This window comes from Lonsdalea britannica (assembly GCF_946477055.1).
GTDB classification, from domain to species: Bacteria; Pseudomonadota; Gammaproteobacteria; order Enterobacterales; family Enterobacteriaceae; genus Lonsdalea; species Lonsdalea britannica_A.
This window is the reverse complement of record NZ_CAMKXG010000002.1, coordinates 14,913-32,213: the sequence shown is the minus strand read 5'-3', so window position 1 is coordinate 32,213 and position 17,301 is coordinate 14,913. Positions and strand designations below refer to the sequence as shown.

14 protein-coding genes are annotated in these 17,301 nt (G+C 55.9%); 5 read left to right on the top strand and 9 right to left on the bottom strand.

What is annotated here, in order from left to right; translation table 11 throughout:
• Window positions 1-92: 92 nt before the first annotated feature.
• The 6 genes from nhaA to mog all read right to left on the bottom strand — a co-directional run bounded on the left by nhaA (window position 93) and on the right by mog (window position 8,181).
• Window positions 93-1,295: a Na+/H+ antiporter NhaA gene (gene nhaA, locus Q7O77_RS00445; protein ID WP_304162238.1), complete on the bottom strand. Its 1,203-nt coding sequence runs from the start codon at window positions 1,293-1,295 to the stop codon at window positions 93-95.
• Between the two features lie 220 nt (window positions 1,296-1,515).
• Window positions 1,516-2,418: a glycerophosphodiester phosphodiesterase family protein gene (locus Q7O77_RS00440; RefSeq protein WP_304162235.1), complete on the bottom strand. Its 903-nt coding sequence runs from the start codon at window positions 2,416-2,418 to the stop codon at window positions 1,516-1,518.
• A gap of 203 nt (window positions 2,419-2,621) precedes the next feature.
• Complete coding sequence (gene dnaJ, locus Q7O77_RS00435; RefSeq protein WP_304162232.1) at window positions 2,622-3,761, bottom strand: molecular chaperone DnaJ; 1,140 nt, start codon at window positions 3,759-3,761, stop codon at window positions 2,622-2,624.
• Between the two features lie 112 nt (window positions 3,762-3,873).
• The gene (gene dnaK / locus Q7O77_RS00430) at window positions 3,874-5,790 is read right to left on the bottom strand and encodes a molecular chaperone DnaK (protein WP_094118081.1); all 1,917 of its coding nucleotides are present in this window, start codon (window positions 5,788-5,790) and stop codon (window positions 3,874-3,876) included.
• Window positions 5,791-6,135: 345 nt separating this feature from the next.
• Window positions 6,136-7,473 (bottom strand): MFS transporter, encoded by a 1,338-nt coding sequence (locus Q7O77_RS00425; protein ID WP_304162228.1) that lies wholly within the window; start codon window positions 7,471-7,473, stop codon window positions 6,136-6,138.
• Between the two features lie 120 nt (window positions 7,474-7,593).
• Window positions 7,594-8,181 (bottom strand): molybdopterin adenylyltransferase, encoded by a 588-nt coding sequence (gene mog / locus Q7O77_RS00420; RefSeq protein ID WP_304162225.1) that lies wholly within the window; start codon window positions 8,179-8,181, stop codon window positions 7,594-7,596.
• A gap of 365 nt (window positions 8,182-8,546) precedes the next feature.
• Between mog and Q7O77_RS00415 the strand changes: the two genes are divergently transcribed.
• Entirely contained in the window at window positions 8,547-9,632 is a 1,086-nt protein-coding gene (locus tag Q7O77_RS00415) for a GGDEF domain-containing protein (RefSeq protein ID WP_304162222.1), read from the top strand.
• Between the two features lie 50 nt (window positions 9,633-9,682).
• Here the strand turns inward: Q7O77_RS00415 and tal are convergent, their stop codons facing one another.
• Window positions 9,683-10,636 carry a transaldolase gene (tal, locus tag Q7O77_RS00410; RefSeq protein WP_304162219.1) on the bottom strand — a complete coding sequence of 318 codons (954 nt, stop codon included), beginning with the start codon at window positions 10,634-10,636 and terminating at the stop codon, window positions 9,683-9,685.
• A gap of 338 nt (window positions 10,637-10,974) precedes the next feature.
• Here tal and yaaA point away from each other — a divergent pair, with 338 nt between their 5' ends.
• Window positions 10,975-11,751, top strand: coding sequence for a peroxide stress protein YaaA (gene yaaA / locus Q7O77_RS00405; protein WP_304162217.1), 777 nt, complete (start codon window positions 10,975-10,977; stop codon window positions 11,749-11,751).
• Window positions 11,752-11,940: 189 nt separating this feature from the next.
• Here the strand turns inward: yaaA and Q7O77_RS00400 are convergent, their stop codons facing one another.
• Complete coding sequence (locus tag Q7O77_RS00400) at window positions 11,941-12,522, bottom strand: CGNR zinc finger domain-containing protein (RefSeq protein ID WP_304162215.1); 582 nt, start codon at window positions 12,520-12,522, stop codon at window positions 11,941-11,943.
• An 88-nt stretch (window positions 12,523-12,610) separates the two neighbouring features.
• Here Q7O77_RS00400 and Q7O77_RS00395 point away from each other — a divergent pair, with 88 nt between their 5' ends.
• Window positions 12,611-13,501, top strand: a complete 891-nt coding sequence (locus Q7O77_RS00395; protein ID WP_304162212.1) for an alpha/beta fold hydrolase — start codon at window positions 12,611-12,613, stop codon at window positions 13,499-13,501.
• Between the two features lie 105 nt (window positions 13,502-13,606).
• Here Q7O77_RS00395 and galR read toward each other — a convergent pair whose 3' ends face one another.
• Window positions 13,607-14,617, bottom strand: a complete 1,011-nt coding sequence (gene galR, locus Q7O77_RS00390) for an HTH-type transcriptional regulator GalR (RefSeq protein ID WP_304162209.1) — start codon at window positions 14,615-14,617, stop codon at window positions 13,607-13,609.
• A gap of 413 nt (window positions 14,618-15,030) precedes the next feature.
• Here galR and Q7O77_RS00385 point away from each other — a divergent pair, with 413 nt between their 5' ends.
• Window positions 15,031-16,074, top strand: a complete 1,044-nt coding sequence (locus Q7O77_RS00385; RefSeq protein ID WP_304162206.1) for a UDP-glucose--hexose-1-phosphate uridylyltransferase — start codon at window positions 15,031-15,033, stop codon at window positions 16,072-16,074.
• 9 nt (window positions 16,075-16,083) lie between these two features.
• A complete protein-coding gene (gene galK / locus Q7O77_RS00380) occupies window positions 16,084-17,250 on the top strand; it encodes a galactokinase (protein ID WP_304162203.1) in 1,167 nt (388 codons plus the stop codon).
• The last annotated feature ends 51 nt before the right edge of the window (window positions 17,251-17,301 follow it).

Below are 17,301 nucleotides of genomic sequence, written 5' to 3'. Positions count from 1 at the left end.
TGATCTTACCTGACTGAGCATAGCCTTGGTCGCGTAGAGGCTTCTACATGCCCACGCGATCGTAGCGCCCATCATCGGATGCCTGCGACAATTCACTCTTCTCTGGGCAACGTCGTTTGACAAGACACTGTAGGCAGTGCAATACGTAAGGCGACAAAACCCAACACCCCAGCCGCCAACGAGGTCACCAGGATCGCGAGCTTGGCATACAGCACCGTCGCCGCATCTGCTTCACCGCCGAAAGAGAGCAACGTGATGAAAATAGACATCGTGAAGCCGATACCGCACAGCACCGATACCGCACTAAGCTGACGAAAGTTCACGCCCGCCGGTAATGCCGCCAGCCCCAACGCGATCACCCCCCCGCTGAACAACATAATACCCAGCGGCTTTCCTATCAGCAGACCCGCGGCGATGCCCACCGTGAGCGGCGAGAGCATCTGCGCTGCGTCTACACCCTGTAGCGCGATACCCGCATTGGCGAAGGCAAACAGAGGAATAATCAGAAAAGCGACCCAACCGCTCAACCGGTGTTCCAGCGCTTTCGCAGGCGACGATTGTCCCGCTGGCGCGCGCAGCGGGATGAGGAATCCCACCACCACGCCCGCCAGCGTGGCATGCACGCCCGACAGCAGAACACAGAGCCACACAGCGGCGCCCACCAATAAATAAGCGGGTGTGTTCATGACCTGTCGCCAATTCAAATACGCCAGAACCAACGCCGATAGCGTCGCACCCAGCAGAGCCCATCCATGCAGTTGCTGCGTATAAAACAGCGCGATCACCAGAATCGCCCCGAGATCGTCAATGATCGCGAGCGCCAACAGGAAAACTTTGAGTCCCAGCGGCACCCGTTTACCCAGCAGCACCAGAATCCCCACGGCGAAGGCGATGTCCGTCGCCGTGGGGATTGCCCACCCCACCCGAGTGTGCGCATCTGCGGCGTTGATCGCCAGATAGATCAGCGCAGGGACCACCATTCCTCCCAGCGCTGCCGCAACGGGTAACAGCGCCTGACGCCGGCTGGCCAGTGCGCCCACCATCAGCTCGCGTTTGACCTCAAGCCCCACCATCAGGAAAAACAGCGTCATCAGGCCATCGTTAATCACATGCAACAGCGAGGCATGAATGCGTATTTCTCCCCACGTCAGGTGGAGCGGCGTCGTCAGTACCTTGTCATATCCGCTCGCCGTCAGCGGAAGATTCGCCATGAGCAACGCCAGCAGCGTTGCCGTAATCAGCGTCATCCCGGCCGCCGCATCCAGCCGGGCGAACCGGCGCAATAACCTCATCATCAGGACACTCTCTCTGCAAAGCGAAATCAGCACACCGTCTTCCTGTGAAGTCAGGAAGTCGGATCATCAGCCAATACACTCGTTGAAAATGCCGCAATATTCAACAAAAACCGGATAACCTTCGGCAGTAAGAAATTACAGCAAAATGATGAGCCACCGGGTGTCTACAGCGACGTTGTCGCCCTGCGCCAACGGCTATTCATCCCAGGTTGCCACTATGCTATTTTGGCGCGCTTCCCTGACGAAAAGACCGTGCGCTGCGCGGAGAGTCCACCAGCACGCCATCCGCCCCCAACGCCTGCGCACGCTGGTAGTCGGCTGGCGTATTAACGCCAAACAGAATCACCTGCGCCGTTCCGGCAGAGCGAAAACAGTCCATCGCCTCTTTATCCCAGGTCAGTATGGTTTTAGAACGCCCTTCTCCCAGCGTGAAACGCTCAACGACCTCGACCTCACGGCGTAATTCCAAGCCATACCAATGCGGCGTCTGCGTGACCGGAAGCGGATCGCATTGATGCGTCATGGAGACATTCGCCAACAAGGTTCTGGTACGGTCGCGAGTTTCAAAGCGAGCAATCTGCGGCGGCAACGCGTCGAGATAGCGCGCATCCGTGGAGTAAACACGCGTGCGCGCCAGGCTTCCGGTATCCTGCAGCGTTTTCAGCAACGCCTGACCGAAGCGGACCGGATCGGCATCAGGCGATTTGATATCCAGATAGAACGGCACCTGAGGAAACGCCCGCAAGACCGCATCCAATCGCGGAATACCGATACCTTTGCGGCGGAAGGGATGATGCGTGGTATCACCGAAAGCCCATCCCGCATCTACGTTCGCCAATTCAGCACTGGTGTACGCAGAAATCGGCCCCTGTTGATCGGTCAACGCCTTAAGATCCGTCGGCCGATACAGCACAATCACACCATCTTTCGCCTCTTGCAACGTGACCCAAACTGCATCCGCGCCATTCTTCAGCGCGGTATCAACCGCTATCACCGTATTTTCCGGCGCGTCGCCGGTCCCACCCCGATGCGCAATCACCTGGGGCGCACTCGCGGAATACGCCGTGCCGGACACCGCCGCTAAACACAGAAACGCACAGAAATAGTGGAAAAATCGTTGCATGCTAAGCACCTGTTTGAGCAATCAATAAGGGGCCTAAGCATATCGTCGCGATATGACGTTTTTGTAACAGCGCTCCGTATTGGCCGGGAAAACCGGCTTACGCAAGACTGTCCGCAAGGCAGGGGAAAAATGAGTCATCCTCGCGCCATAAAAAAACGGCCCGCAAAGCGGACCGTTGATGAGGATTGACGCTTAGAACGATCTTAACGGGTCAAATCGTCGAAGAACTTCTTCACGCCATCGAAGAAGCTTTTCGAACGCGGGCTGTTACGCTCGCCGGAAGGTCCGCCAAAGCTCTGCTCCAGCTCCTGCAGCAGCTCTTTCTGACGCTCGTTCAGGCTGACCGGCGTTTCTACCACGACGCGACACAGCAGGTCGCCCTGCACGCCGCCGCGAACGGACTTCACGCCCCTGCCGCGCATTCTGAACAGCTTGCCGGTCTGCGTTTCCGCCGGGACTTTCAGCTTCACGCGGCCATCCAGCGTCGGCACTTCGATTTCGCCGCCCAACGCCGCCATCGCAAAGTTGATCGGCACTTCGCAGTACAGGTTGTTCTCTTCACGCTGGAAGATCGGGTGCTGTTTCACCTGAACCTGTACGTACAGATCGCCTGCTGGAGCGCCCATCTCACCGGCTTCACCTTCGCCGGAAAGACGAATGCGGTCGCCCGTATCCACGCCAGCCGGAATTTTAACCGACAGCGTTTTGCTTTTTTCCATACGACCGTGGCCGTGACATTTCACGCACGGATCTTTGATGATCTTGCCGCGACCATGACAGTGCGGACACGCCTGCTGTACGGTGAAGAAGCCCTGGCGCATCTGCACCTGACCGTTACCATGACAGGTTGGACAGGTCGCAGGCGAGCTGCCCGGACGGGAGCCGTTGCCATGACAAACATCACACTCTTCCAGCGTCGGAATACGGATCTCTTTGGTGACGCCACGCACGGCCTCTTCCAGAGTCAGATCCATGTTGTAACGCAGGTCTGAGCCACGGCTCGCGCGTTGACGGCGTCCACCACCAAAAATGTCGCCGAAAACGTCGCCAAAGATATCGCTGAAGTCTGCGCCGCCGCCGAAACCGCCGCCGCCACCACCACCACCCATGCCGCCTTGTTCAAACGCAGCATGACCGTACTGGTCGTATGCAGCACGTTTCTGCGAATCGCTCAGCACTTCGTAGGCTTCTTTGACTTCTTTAAATTTGGCTTCAGCACTGCTGTCACCGGGGTTACGGTCCGGGTGAAATTTCATCGCCAGGCGCTTGTACGCCTTCTTGATTTCACGTTCATCCGCGCTTTTCGCAACGCCTAACGTTTCGTAGTAGTCTTGCTTAGCCATGCTTGTTATCTGCCCTCAACATGCGTGCACGGGCGCAGAGTTTCCCCGACGCCCGTGCTGATTGCCTTGCCGGCAACGATAACTTATCGCTGCCGCGCCCGCTCAAGGGCGATTATTTTTTGTCTTTGACTTCTTCGAATTCCGCATCAACGACATCGTCGTCTTTACGGTCAGCGCTTTCGCCGCCAGCGGCGCCCGCTTCCGGCTGAGCCTGCTGCTGCTGAGAAGCTTCCAGCAGTTTGGTTGATGCTTCAGCCAGCGCCTGGATTTTCGCTTCGATGTCCGCTTTATCTTCAGACTTCAGAGACGCTTCCAGCGCTTTCAGCGCGTCTTCGATCGCCGTTTTGTCGTCAGCGGCCAGTTTGTCGCCCAGTTCTTCCAACTGCTTACGCGTGCTGTGCAGCAGGTGGTCGCCCTGGTTGCGAGTCTGAACCAGCTCTTCGAACTTACGGTCAGATTCGGCATTCGCTTCAGCTTCACGCACCATCTTCTGGATTTCGTCTTCGTTCAGACCGGAAGACGCCTTGATGGTGATGTTCTGTTCGCGACCGCTGTTTTTATCTTTCGCAGACACGTGCAGGATACCGTCGGCATCGATGTCGAAGGTGACTTCGATCTGCGGCATACCACGCTGTGCCGGCTGAATGCCGTCCAGGTTAAACTGACCCAGGGATTTGTTGTCCTGAGCGCGTTTACGCTCACCCTGCAGCACGTGGATCGTCACGGCGGACTGATTGTCTTCCGCGGTGGAGAACACCTGGCTATGCTTGGTCGGGATCGTGGTGTTCTTGGCAATCAGCGCCGTCATCACGCCGCCCATGGTTTCGATGCCCAGAGACAACGGGGTCACGTCCAGCAGCAGTACGTCTTTCACATCACCAGACAGAACGCCGCCCTGTACGGCAGCACCGATAGCCACGGCTTCATCCGGGTTAACGTCTTTACGCGGCTCTTTGCCGAAGAAGTCAGCGACTTTCTTCTGAACCATCGGCATACGAGTCTGACCGCCGACCAGGATGACATCATTGATGTCGGATACAGACAGTTTGGCATCCTGCAGCGCCACTTTCAGCGGCTCCAGAGAACGGGTGACCAGTTCTTCTACCAGAGATTCCAGTTTGGCGCGAGTCACTTTAATGTTCAGGTGTTTCGGGCCAGAAGCGTCAGCCGTGATGTACGGCAGGTTAACATCGGTCTGCTGTGCGGAAGACAGTTCGATTTTCGCTTTTTCTGCCGCTTCTTTCAGACGCTGCATTGCCAGCGGATCGTTACGCAGGTCGAAGTTCTGCTCTTTCTTGAACTCGTCAACCAGGTAGTTAATCAGACGGCTGTCGAAGTCTTCACCACCCAGGTGGGTATCACCGTTGGTCGCCAGTACTTCGAAGGTTTTTTCGCCTTCCACTTCATCGATTTCGATGATGGAGATATCGAACGTACCACCACCCAGGTCGTAAACCGCGATAGTACGGTTGCCGACTTCTTTATCCAGACCGTAGGCCAGAGCGGCAGCCGTCGGTTCGTTGATGATACGTTTGACTTCCAGACCGGCGATACGACCAGCATCTTTGGTTGCCTGACGCTGAGCATCGTTGAAGTAAGCCGGTACGGTGATTACCGCTTCAGTGACGGCTTCGCCCAGGTAATCTTCAGCCGTTTTCTTCATTTTCTTCAGAACTTCGGCGGAAATCTGCGGCGGAGCCAGTTTCTGATCTTTCACTTCCAGCCACGCATCGCCGTTGTCGGCACCGATAATTTTGTACGGCATGATGTTGGCATCACGCTGGACTTCTTCGTCCTGGAAACGACGACCAATCAGACGCTTGATGGCGAACAGCGTGTTTTTCGGGTTGGTCACCGCCTGACGTTTAGCCGGTTGGCCAACCAGAGTTTCACCGTCTTGCGTATAAGCAATGATGGAAGGCGTGGTGCGATCGCCCTCGCTGTTTTCCAGTACCTTAACCTTCGTACCATCCATAATCGCAACACAAGAGTTGGTTGTTCCCAAGTCGATACCAATGATCTTACCCATCTAAACATCTCCACTAAAAAGTCATATTCGGTTGTGGTAGTTCAACCTACTATGTGGGCAGCGGATGAATTTTCAACTCCCCGCTATACCATGCCGTGTTCGGTCAAACTGTTCTCGATGACTCATAGATGGGGACGACAATGCCAGCATCAAGGGCTACCAGGTAAAAAAAACCATTCTTTTGCTATTTTGCTTTTTCTGTGTACAGACGAAAGGCGCTAAGCCGTGTTTTGGTACCGCGTGTGAGCCCGTTTCGCCCGCGATGTTGTCGCCGACGGGGATGGATACCCCGTCAGAGATAGGACCAGTGAGCGTCGACGGTGCGGGTTAAGCCGAAGGGGCTTTTTACCCACGGCCGGAGAAGGAAGAAGAGGCGGCCTCACTGTCAGAGGAGGCGTCACCCTGCTCTTTTTCGCGCAGATAACGCATGAGATAGCCGCCCATCAGGACGCCGCCTATCGACAAGAACAAGACGTAAAACGCGGGCGCCAACGGCGTCAATGTCATCAAGAAGGTCACCAAAACCGGCGTGAGTCCGCCAAAGATCGCATAGGCGATATTGTAGGATAATGAGATACCGGAAAATCGCACGACAGGCGGGAAAGCGCGCACCATCACACACGGCACCAATCCCGTCACACCGACGCTGAAACCGGCCAGCGCATAGCTCGCGAACAGGGTGGTCGTGCTGTCCGCCGCGTGGGTATAAAAGAATCCGCTGCTGGCGGCCAGCAGCAAACTGCCGCCGATGAACGTTTTGCCCAACCCCAGTCGGTCCGCAATAGCACCGGCAACGATACAGCCCAACATCAGCATGACGGTCGCCAGACTGTTCGCCTGCAAGGTCAGCGCAGGGGCGATGCCGTAAACCTTCTGCAGATAGGTGGGCGACATCAGCACGACGACGACCACTCCCGCCGAGAGCAGCCAGGTCAGCAGCATCGATAAAGCGACCGACTTTTTGTGCTCTTGGATGACTGATTTGAGCGGCAGTTCTTTCGCCAGCGCTTTACGCGCCTGCATCTCTACGAACACGGGGGTTTCTTTCAGCCAGCGCCGCAGGTACATCGCGATAAAACCGAACAGGCCGCCGATGAAAAAGGGAATACGCCAACCGCCGGAGAGAATCTGATCCTGAGATAACAGCATGTTCAACAGCGAAGCCAGCATTGACCCCACCAGAATGCCCAGAGTCAGACCCGAAGTGAGGATGCCGCAGGCAATGCCGAGACGCTTTGCCGGCACATGTTCGGCGACGAAGACCCAAGCTCCGGGCACTTCCCCGCCAATGGCCGCGCCCTGCAACAAACGCAGCAGCAATAGTAACAACGGGGCGGCCATCCCGATAGTCGCGTACGTAGGCAACAGCCCCATACCCAGCGTCGGCAACGCCATCAGCAAGATGCTCAGGCTGAACATCTTTTTACGTCCCACCAGATCGCCGAAATGAGCCATGACGATGCCGCCCAACGGCCGGGCCAGATAGCCTGCGGCAAAAATGCCGAACGTTTGCAGCTGACGCAGCCACTCTGGACTGTCGGATGGGAAAAAAAGTTGGCTGATCACCGGTGCGAAGAAGACGAACACGATGAAATCGTAAAATTCCAGCGCGCCGCCCAGCGCCGCCAGAGAGAGGGTTTTGTAGTCTTGTCGATTCAACTGCTGATGAGATTCGTTATCCATAATAACCGCGCTATGCGCCGTTGAGTCGGGGCGCTGTAGTCTCCTTGCGAAAACATGACTATACCGACAAATTTCAGTCAGCCAGACAAATCTAAATCTTATGGCGCATAAGCGCCGACTTTAGTTCTGAAAATCGCGCAGCGCGCTTTTAGGACGGAAAGCGGCAACCACGTCGGGATCGGTCTCAACGTACGGGCCTTCCAGCAGCTGAATGCAGTAGGGGACACTGGCGAAAATGCCGGGAACGATGACCTGCCCCGCGTCATCCTTCAGGCCGGTTAGCGTCTCTTGAATCGACTTGGGCTGACCCGGCAGGTTCAGAATCAACGCCTGTTTACGAATCACGCCCACCTGACGGGACAAGATCGCCGTCGGCACGAATCGCAGGCTGATCTGACGCATCTGTTCGCCGAATCCCGGCATCTCACGATCGGCGACCGCCAGCGTCGCATCGGGGGTGACATCACGTCGGGCCGGACCGGTTCCACCGGTGGTCAGCACCAGATGGCAGCCAAATTCATCCACCAGCTCGCACAGCGTTTGTTCGATCAACGCTTGTTCATCCGGCACCAGACGCGACTGTATCTCGAACGGCGTCGTCAGCGCTTGTGAGAGCCAGGTCTCCAACGCAGGGAGCCCTTTATCCTGATAAATGCCGCTGGACGCCCTGTCGGAAATCGACACTAACCCAATGCGCAGACTGTTCATAATGACCTCGTGCCTATCTTAATTGTCTCGGAAAAGCCCATTTTATCAGGCCGACGTAAACAGCACCTCCGGAAATAAATTTGGAGGCTAATCGAGAAAATATCCCGCCACGCATTCATCGCCATTTAATTTTTTATCGACAATGAAAACGCTGGCGAATTAACGCCCAGGATAAAAACGAATTTAGGAATGCGATAATATATTATCGTCAACTGCTGACACTCGAGAATAAAATCGCCAAAATAGAGCGCTTGCTATGCCACACTGGTACGTGGTTTTGGTCACCCTGTTTTTCATCAGTATTACTTATGGTTATCCTGCATAAATATTTTAGGTGAATGATTTAATTAGAATAAGATGTCTGAATGAATAAAATTCAACGCAATGTATTAAAAACCTTATCGCATACGCCGGTCGCGTTCGTCCTGTTTGGTATAGTCTCATTTGTCATTACTGCCAGCATTCTGCTGAACACACAGCGAAATAATTGGCAGGAAGAAAAACGCTATTTTGATAATATCATTCAGATCTATGAATCATTCAATAATGGTAATGCACTCGTAGAAAGCGACCATAGCTATAAAAATGGTGAGTCGCTCTTTTCAAGAGTGATTATTCTTTCGTTCCGAAGCAACGATGTCGTCAAAGAGTGTATTCACCGACTTTCGTCATTCGATATCGCGATGAGCGAAAAGTCGATCACGCGCGTCTGCCAGAGCAAGCTGCCTACTGTGGGGGAGCTGAATAGGCAAGATCAGTTAACGTCCGTACTTCCTCTCCTGTCGTCGACGGATGACCTGGTAGGTATCCGTATCCGCTTCGCCACGTTGAGCGGACCGCCAGTTTTCGGCTCCGTATTTTCCTCTCTCAGCTCGTTGGTGGCGCTGCTGAGCATCAGCCTGTTTGGCGCGTTTCTTGGCACCCTGCTGGCACTGCTGATCAAAAAATACCTGATAGATCTGCCAGCCATTGCACGTTACGACGACCTGACCGGCTGCCTGCGCAGAGACGCCTTTTACCATGCCGCCAACAAAGTCATGCGCAACGCCACCCAGCAACATCAACCGCTGTGCGTCCTGCTGATCGACCTCGATCACTTCAAGAAAATTAATGATACGCTGGGGCATGCTGCGGGGGATGAAACGCTGAAAGATGTCGCTGATGTGACCCGACATTATTTTCGCAGAGGCGACATCTTAGGACGTTTGGGAGGCGACGAATTCGCCGTGATATTACCGAATACGACGTTGGATAACGCCTACAGAGTCTCGGAACGCATCCGCCTGGCGATCCACGAAATGACCTACGACAAACTCTCCAAACACCATCTTTCCGTCAGTATTGGTTTGGTGGAATACGCGGCTGGCGAAGAAACGCTGGAACAAGTGCTCAATCGTGCTGACATCAAGCTGTACGCCGCCAAAATAAACCGTAACCGCGTTGAAAAATAAACGGCCAGCGATGGCTGGCCGTATTGCGATGCTTCCTGTCTTTGCCGCCCTTACAGCAGATCGGCAATCATTTTTTCCAGTTTGCCCTGATCGACGGCAAACTTACGGATCCCTTCCGCCAGTTTATCGACGGCCATCGGATCCTGGTTGTGTTCCCAATAGAACTCGGATTCCGTGAGCGGAGCAGGACGTGCCTGAATATCGCCGCGGTAAGACAGTTTACGTTCAACGCTGCCTTCCGCTTCCGCCAGCTCTTTCAGCAGAGCAGGCGCAATAGTCAGACGGTCGCAGCCCGCCAGCGCCAGAATTTCACCGCTGTTACGGAAGCTTGCGCCCATGACCACCGTCTCGTAACCGTGAGACTTGTAGTAATCGTAAATTTCGCTCACCGAGATAACGCCCGGATCTTCCTGCGGTTCAAACGTCTGCTGTTCGCCGTTGGCTTTGTGCCAGTCAAGGATACGGCCCACGAACGGAGAGATCAGATACACGCCCGCTTCCGCACAGGCGCGAGCCTGAGCAAAGGAAAACAGCAGAGTCAGGTTACAGTTGATGCCTTCTTTTTCCAGCTGCGCCGCCGCTCGGATGCCCTGCCAGGTAGAGGCCAGTTTGATCAGGATACGACCATTGTCGATCCCGGCATCGTTGTAAAGTTTGATCAGGCGCTTCGCTTTCGCCACGCTGGCTTCGGTGTCATAGGACAGGCGAGCATCCACTTCGGTGGAAACACGGCCGGGAACCAGCTTCAAAATTTCCAGCCCGATATTCACGGCCAGTTTGTCGGAGGCGTCGGTCACCTGCTGAGCGGGATCGTTGCTCTGCTGACGCGCCCAGTCCACGGCGTCATCAATCAGTTTGCGATATTCCGGGATCTGGGCCGCATTCAGAATTAAAGAAGGGTTAGTCGTGGCATCCTGCGGCTTGTACAGTTTCATTGCCGCGATATCACCGGTATCAGCCACCACCGTAGTGTATTGGCGTAGGGAAGTCAGTTTATCCGTCATGTTGGCCTTTCTCATTGTTAGTACATGAACTGGTGGCAGGGTGCCGTCGCCAGAAATTGATAATAGCATGCGCGAAACCCCATGCAAGACGGCCTGACAAATCACTGCCATCGTGTTTTATTTATGATTTTCACTTTTAAAATCAATAAGAAAATCAAAAATCACCGCCAATAACATTTTCATTGATGTGGATATAAAGGCGAAAAAAAGTCCCTTGGCAGCCGCGTCGATTACCCCTCCCTGTCGCAACCATCGCCCTTTCCTTCCCCGGTATTAGCCCGTTTTTTGCTACATTAGTGCTATAAAAATTGCGCATAGAAATCAAAGGGAACCCGCTCATGCTTATCACGATCTCTCCGGCCAAAACGCTGGACTACACCAGCCCGCTCCCGACTCAGCGTCACTCTCAGCCAGAACTGCTGGAGCGCTCGTCCCAGCTCATCGAACGCTGCAAGAAACTGACGCCTGCGGAGATCGCTTCGCTGATGGGCATCAGCGACAAACTCGCCGGGCTGAACGCGGCGCGCTTCAACGACTGGCAGCCCCACTTCACGCCGGATAACGCTCGTCAGGCGCTGCTCGCGTTTAAGGGCGACGTGTATACCGGACTCGCGGCCGAGGATTTCAGCGATCGTGATTTTTCATTCGCCCAGAAGCACATGCGTATTCTTTCAGGCCTGTACGGCGTGCTGCGCCCGCTGGACTTGGTGCAGCCCTACCGGCTGGAAATGGGGATAAAACTCAACAATCAGGCGGGAGATAACCTGTATCAGTTCTGGGGAGATACCATCACCCACACGCTGAATCAGGCACTGGAAGCGCAGGGTGACGACATCTTGATTAACCTTGCTTCCGACGAATACTTCAAGTCGGTGAAGCCCAAGGCGCTGAACGCGCGCATCATCAAGCCGGTCTTTCTGGATGAGAAAAACGGCAAATACAAAGTCATCAGTTTCTATGCCAAAAAAGCCCGTGGGCTGATGAGCCGTTTCATCATCCAGAATCAGCTCACGCAGCCGGAACAGCTGAAAGGGTTTGATCTTGAGGGATACGGCTTCGCCGCCGCCGAGTCGTCAGCGGACGAGCTGGTATTCAAACGCGCCGAACGCGTATAAGGAGTGGCGGAAGCCACGGCGGCGATCCACACTTCGTCGCCTTTCGGCCTTCTGGTATTGAAGGCGTTCTGGACATATCCATCGTTTAGCCTATTCAACAGCATACCGAGCGATGTTCAGCCTTCACCACGCTGATGTTTTATTGATGTCGTCACCTGAATGTGATTGAGGTGACGGCTCGAAACCCGCTCATCTCGCGTCCTGCTTCCGTGAGCGAAACGCCGCCACTTTCATTCGGTTACCGCAGAGCGCCATGCTGCACCAGCGGCGTCGATGCGACTTTGTGGTGTCCAGGAACAGCAGCGTGCAGTCGTGGGCCTCGCACTGGCGCACATACTTCAACTCTTCCCCAGACAGCAGCACCGCCAGCGCAGCCGCTATCGGCTCAAGCAAGCTATCAACACGGTCGTCTCTGCGGCATTCAATCAGTTTGAACGCTGACGCCGGTTCGTCCCACTCCAACCGTCTGGTTGGTCGTCCTTGATCCAAGACCTGATTGACCGCCTCCGGACAACAGGCCACCCCAGCCCGGCCCGACGCAATCATTTGCCCTGCCGTCTCTCTTAACGCTCTGGCCTTTTCAGCGAGGCCGGACGGAATATCTGAAAAATCGTCAGGAAGTTGCCCGGCGGCCTTAAGCCAGGAGACAACGCTGACATCATCGGTCAGACAGTCCTGAAACGCCTCCCCGACGCCATAGGCGCTATTAATAAAGTCCAGAGCCAGATGGTTCGCGAGAAAGTGAGGCTGCGAAGAAGAGGATGCCGTCATCGATGTAACCCTTAAAAAATAATTGACAGGTTACACGAGATATCAGTAACCTTCAAATAACCACTTTAAAGGTTACAAAGGAAAAACGATGAACGCTGCCAGCACCGTGAAAACGCCACCGCAGGTCCACTACCGCTATGAACCGGTGGGACAGGTCAACATGTTCTATCGAGAAGCGGGGAATCCCTCATCCCCCTGCGTGCTCCTGCTGCACGGCTTCGCCGCGTCGTCGTACATGTTCCGGGATCTCATCCCGGCGCTGGCGGAGAAGTATTATGTGATTGCGCCTGACCTGCCGTCATTTGGTTTCACCGAAGCGCCGTCGAGGGGCGAGTATGCTTATACGTTTGATAATCTGGCGGAAACGATCGACCAATTCACAGAGCAATTGAAGCTCAAGCGCTACGCGATCATGGTGCATGACTACGGCGCACCCGTCGGCTGGCGCCTGGCGGCGGCGCATCCGGAGCGGATTTCGGCGATTATTTCTCAGAATGGTAATGCGTACGAAGAAGGTTTAGCTCAGGGCTGGGACGCCATCAGAAAGTATTGGGACTCGCCGACGCCGGAAAACCGCGCAGCGTTGAGCGATTTTCCGACGCCTGCCGCCGTCAAATGGCAGTATCTGGAAGGCGTGCCGGAGACTGACCTCGTATCGCCGGATGGCTATACACTCGAGGGACTGCACGTATCACGCCCGGGCAATGCCGATATTCAGCTCGATCTGGTGCTGGATTATGCGTCCAACGTACGTAATTACCCGCGTTTTCAAGCCTACTTCCGTGAGACACAGCCACCGCTGCTCGCCGTCTGGGGCAAAAATGACCCTTATTTTCTGCCCGCTGGCGCGAAAGCCTGGAAGCGCGATATTCCGAATGCCGACATCCGTTTTTACGATACCGGCCACTTTGCGCTGGAAACGCACGGACAGGAGATCATTCCGGTCATCCGGGCCTTTCTGGACCAACACCTCCAATAAGGCGTTCAGCGCACAGAAGCGCATATCGGTATGCGGAGGCTGCCGCGGTATCGCGCTCGGGGATAGAGGACGATCCCCTTTATCGCGCACGGACAGCCGATGACATCAGCGGGGCTCGGACGGCCCTGCGACCGATTGACGTCTCACCAGCGTGGGGTGAAACAGATGCGTCGACTCCGCCGGCTCTCTGCCTTCGAACAGCGCCAACGCCAGCTCCGCAGCCTGTACCGCCATCGCCGAGACAGGATAGTGGATCGTGGTGAGGCGAGGACGTAAATAACGGGCGATCAGGACATCGTCGAATCCCACCAGCGACATCGCCTGAGGCACCGCGATACCGTTATCATCCAGCACCGACAGCGCGCCCGCCGCCATCGAATCGTTGTAACAGGCCACCGCGGTCATATCTCCGCCGCGACTCAACAGGATCGTCATCGCCATCTCACCGCCCGCTTCGTCCGGGGTAGAACTCGCCACCAACCGCTCATCGTAGGCGATTTGATGTTTAGCCAGCGCCTCTTTATATCCTTGCAGACGGTCGGCTGAGTCGGAAATAGGATGGTTTGAACACAGGAAACCGATGCGCCGATGGCCTGACTGAATCAAATGCTGCGTGGATAAAAATGCGCCCTGACGATCGTCCAGCGCGATGCAACGTCGTTCATAACCTTTCAGCACCCGATTGATCAGCACCATGTGCGGAATATGGTCCATCAGCATGGCGAGCTCATCGTCGGCGATCATTTTCGCATGCACCACCAAACCGCTGCAGCGATGGCGAATGAGCTGTTCGATCGCCTGTTTTTCCTGTTCGGCATCGTGATAACCATTGCCGATCAGCAGGAACTTTTTAGCGCTCTGGGCCACCTGTTCGACCGCTTTAACCATGGTGCCGAAAAAGGGATCGGAGACATCCGCCACCACCAGTCCCATCGTCTCGGCGCTTTGCTGCGCCAGCGCGCGAGCATTGGCGTTAGGATGATACTGCAGCGCCACCATCGCCTGAGTCACAGCCTCGCGCGACGCCACGCTGGCCTTGGGGGAGTCATTAATCACACGGGACACTGTCGCAACTGAGACACCCGCCAAACGGGCAACATCCTTTATGGTAGCCATATCACATTCCTGTATACGTAACGGCGTGCAGTGGCACACACATTGACGTTATTGCCTATTACGGGGCGACACACAGCGCTCGCCATGCCGCTCAATATACCGCTTTCACCCTAAGCCTGCGACCTTCTACCGCACCTCACGCAGGCGCGATACGTTTACGCGATCGTGGTCACGGTCCTTACCTCTATCGGCACTTCACAAAATGATCCGCCGCTGTTTAAATGGGGTAACCGATTACACAAAATCAAAAAAAACAACAAATCACCGCTCAACAGTATGCCAATTTTAGGCCACATTCCTATATAAAATGGGGTGTAACTGATTACACAATTCATCAATTTCTCTCGCCCAAAAAGCGGATCAACGCTTTGCAACACGGGGCATCGGTCCCAGTGATGACACAGGAGTCGTCCATGATGTTGTTTGAACCTACAGAACACCCACACAGACGCTTCAACCCACTTAGGGGCGACTGGGTGCTGGTCTCGCCGCATCGGGCCAAACGGCCCTGGCAAGGACAGCAGGATCACCCCGATCTCACGACACCGCCCGCCCACGATCCGAGCTGTTACTTGTGTGCCGGCAACCGTCGTATCTCTGGAGAGGTCAATCCCGACTACGCCAGCACGTTTGTCTTCGCCAATGATTTTTCAGCGCTGCTACCGGACACCCCGGACGTCTCACCGGGCGAGGATCCGCTCTTTCAGATGAGCAACGCCCGTGGGCTGAGCCGGGTGATCTGCTTCTCTCCCGATCACAGTAAAACGATCCCGCAGCTCCCCCTCCGCGCGCTGCGCGCCGTCATTAATACCTGGAGCGATCAGACCGCAGAACTGGGTGCCCATTATCCCTGGGTGCAAGTGTTTGAAAACAAGGGCGCGATGATGGGATGTTCCAACCCGCATCCGCACGGGCAGATCTGGGCCAATGATTTTCTGCCCAACGAGGCGAAGATTGAAGACCAGCAGCAGCGCGACTATCTGACGCGGTACGGAACCCCGATGCTGCTCGACTACATGCAACGCGAACAACAGGCGGGCGTTCGCACCGTGGTGGAAACCGAGCATTGGCTGGCGGTGGTCCCTTACTGGGCGTCGTGGCCGTTTGAAACGCTGCTGCTGCCGAAATTCGCCGTCCGGCGATTACCGCAGTTGAATGACCGACAGCGCGACGATCTGGCACTTGCCCTGAAAAAGCTGACCAGCCGCTACGACAATCTGTTCCAGTGCTCATTTCCCTATTCCATGGGCTGGCACGGAGCGCCCTTCACGGCGGAAAGCCACGACCACTGGCAGTTGCACGCACACTTCTACCCGCCGCTGCTGCGCTCCGCCAGTATCCGAAAATTCATGGTGGGCTATGAAATGCTGGCGGAAAGCCAGCGCGATCTGACGGCGGAGCAGGCGGCAGAACGCCTGCGGGCGGTCAGCGACATTCACTTTCGCGAACACGCCTGAGGCTGACAGATGACCACTCGCATCACCCATTTGAAAATGACCGCAGCCGCGGTATTCCAGGAGTCATTCGGCTACGCGCCGGCCGCCTTCGTTCAGGCGCCGGGGCGCGTCAATCTGATCGGCGAACACACCGACTATAACGAGGGGTTTGTCCTGCCCTGCGCAATTGACTATCAGACCGTGATCGCCGCCCGCCCGCGTCATGATGGCCGCATCCGGGTCGTCGCCATTAATTACGATCGTCAGCGGGATGAGTTCGATCTGACGCAGGATATTGTGCCGCATCCCACCTTCGGCTGGGCCAATTACGTTCGCGGTACGGTGAAATGCCTGCGGCTGCGCGGTGTGAATCTGACGGGGATGGATATGACCATCGTCGGCAACGTTCCCACCGGCGCGGGATTAAGCTCCTCCGCGTCGCTGGAAGTCGCCATCGGTCAAACCTTTAAAGCGTTGAATGGACTGTCGCTCAGCCAGCTTGAGCTCGCGCTGAACGGACAGCAGGCAGAGAACGACTTCGTCGGCTGTAGCTGCGGCATTATGGATCAGTACATCTCAGCGCAGGGCCGCGCAGGTCATGCCCTGCTGATCGACTGCCGCTCGCTGGATCATTCTCGGGTGAAAATGCCCACAGGGATCGCCGTCATGATCGTCCATTCCAACGTCCATCGTGGTCTGGTGGACAGCGAATACAACCTGCGCAGGCAGCAGTGCGAAATCGCGGCCCGCCATTTTGGCGTCACTGCGCTGCGGGATGTCTCTCTGGAACAGTTCGAGCAGGAAAAAGCCGGGCTGGACGATCTTGCCGCGCGCCGCGCGCGTCACGTCATCACGGAAAATGCCCGTACGCTGTCCGCCGCCGAAGCGCTGACCGCAGGCGATATGCCGAGCCTGTCCACGCTGATGAGGCAGTCGCATCTTTCCATGCGTGACGACTTTGAAATCACGGTCCCGCCCGTCGATGCGTTGGCGAAGTTAATTCAGGATGAGGTCGGCGATCGGGGAGGCGCGAGAATGACGGGAGGCGGTTTCGGAGGCTGTGTGGTGGCGCTGGTTCCCGTAGACATGACGCAGGACATCGGCGCGGTGATTGAGCGGGAATACCCGCGTCTCACCGGCCTGCAACCTACGCTGTATATCAGCCAGCCATCCAACGGCGCGGGTTTGCTGGCCTAACGCCTGCAACGCCGCCGGACGCTCGCCAGCGCCGTGAGGAGAAGGCTCTCC